Consider the following 1,767-nt stretch of genomic DNA (forward strand, 5'->3'; position numbering starts at 1 on the left):
GGGGGGGGCCCCCCGCCCACGCCACGCTTGGGGGGCCCCCCCCCCCCCCACGGGGGGGGCCCGGGGGCCCCCCACGCCCCCGGAGAGGGGGTTTCGTAGGGCAGTCCCCTCTCCGTCTCGGCTTCGCCGAGCCACCTCTCCCCACTTTCGTGGGGCGAGGAACCAAGCTGGAGAGCCCTTACTGGTCCTTGTCCCGGAACGCCGCTTCGCCGGCTGCCGATACTTCTTCCCATGTCTTGTCGGCCCCAGCGTCGTAATTGTCGTGCCAGTTCCACCAGCTGTAGAGCGGGGTTTGCGGATAGCCTTCAGGCGAGTCCTCCCAGATCTCCTGGCGGCCAAGCGGCGTCGCGTCGAGATAGCTCCAGACGGTGCCCATCGCCTCGTCACCGCGGCTGTTGATGAAGTAGGTGCGGAAGATGCGGTCGCCATCGCGGATGAACACGTTGTGGCCATGCCATTCGTCGACACCGAAGTCTTTGTCGAAACTGTCGGTGATGGTGTACCAGGGCATCTCCCAGCCCATCCGCTGCTTCAGCCGGGCGATGTCGGCCTGCGGGGCGCGCGAGGCGTAGGCCAGCGTGGTGTTGCGTGCGTTGAGATGGGCGAGGTGGCCGACCTGATCGGCGCCGAGCGAACAACCGCGGCAGGCATGCTCCGGCCAGCCGAACACGCCGGGCTCGAAGAAGGCGCGGTAGACGATCAACTCGCGGCGGCCTTCGAACAAATCGAGCAAGCTCGCCTTGCCGTTCGGTCCTTCGAATACATAGTCCTTGTCGACTTCCATCCACGGCATGCGCCGGCGCTCGGCGGCCAATGCGTCCTTGGCGCGCAGCGTTGCCTTCTCCTTCACCAGCATCTTCTCGCGGGCGGCTTCCCAGTCCTGCCTTGAAACGATCGGCGGGGTCTTCATTGCGGTCTGCTTGGTCATTGGTCGTCTCCTTTGCCAGTCTGTTGTCGCGCCGTTGCGACGTGTGGTTGCTTGCTGTGAGCTGGAATAGGGCGGTCAAGCGCGGGGGTGGGAGTTACAAGTGTGACGGGATTTGAAAGAGCCGGCCCGCAGCAGGGGTGGCGCATCCGCTCAGTGCCCTCGACAGTGTCATTCATCGCGTGGTTCTCCCTTGTTGTGCCGCTGCCGATACGGCTTGCTGGTTGGCGGCCATGACTTAAGTTAGGGCGCTGAGCGCCGGGGTGGGAGTTACAAGTGTGACGGGATTTCAATGGACTCACTGATCACCGCGGCGGCACTGGCGCTGGCCGGGGGCGATCCGCTCGGCGCGCTGGATCGTGTCGCCTTGCGCGAAGACCCGCCGGCGTTGGCGCTGCGTGGCATCGCCATGGCGCAGCTCGGCGATCTCGATCGCGCCAAGGCGCTGCTGCGGCGGGCGGCGCGTGGCTTCGGCCCGAAAGAGGCGGTGGCGCGCGCCAGATGCGTCGTGGCCGAAGCCGAGATCGCACTGGTGTCGCGTGATCTGGGATGGCCGCACAAGGCGCTCGACGCGGCGCGGGCGACGCTGGAAAAGCACGGCGACCGGCTGAATGCCGCGCATGCCGGTCACCTCAAGGTACGGCGCCTGCTTTTGATCGGCCGTCTCGACGAGGCCGAAGGCGTGCTGGCCGGACTCGATCCGATGCCGCTTCCGCCGGCCTCGCGAGCCGCGCACGAGCTCGCCGTCGCCCGCATCGCCAAGCTGCGCCTCAACACCAAGCCCGCGCGCACGGCACTGGTGTGGGGCCCCCCCCCCGCCCCCCCCGCCCCCGGGGCGGGGC

General features: G+C 67.7%; 1 protein-coding gene and 1 pseudogene. One reads left to right on the forward strand and one right to left on the reverse strand.

Going from position 1 to position 1,767, the window contains the following annotated elements; all coding sequences use genetic code 11:
- Positions 1-178: 178 nt before the first annotated feature.
- Complete coding sequence (locus NKJ06_RS35280) at positions 179-928, reverse strand: DUF899 domain-containing protein (protein ID WP_352812540.1); 750 nt, start codon at positions 926-928, stop codon at positions 179-181.
- Positions 929-1,217: 289 nt separating this feature from the next.
- Between NKJ06_RS35280 and NKJ06_RS35285 the strand changes: the two are divergent.
- Positions 1,218-1,767: pseudogene (locus tag NKJ06_RS35285) on the forward strand (helix-turn-helix domain-containing protein); the annotation flags it as partial.

This window comes from Mesorhizobium sp. M0293, assembly GCF_040321735.1.
GTDB lineage: Bacteria > Pseudomonadota > Alphaproteobacteria > Rhizobiales > Rhizobiaceae > Mesorhizobium.

Bases quoted from the DNA above. Each gene is read 5' to 3' on its own strand.
- NKJ06_RS35280 (WP_352812540.1), bottom strand. From the start codon at position 928: ATGACCAAGCAGACCGCAATGAAGACCCCGCCGATCGTTTCAAGGCAG.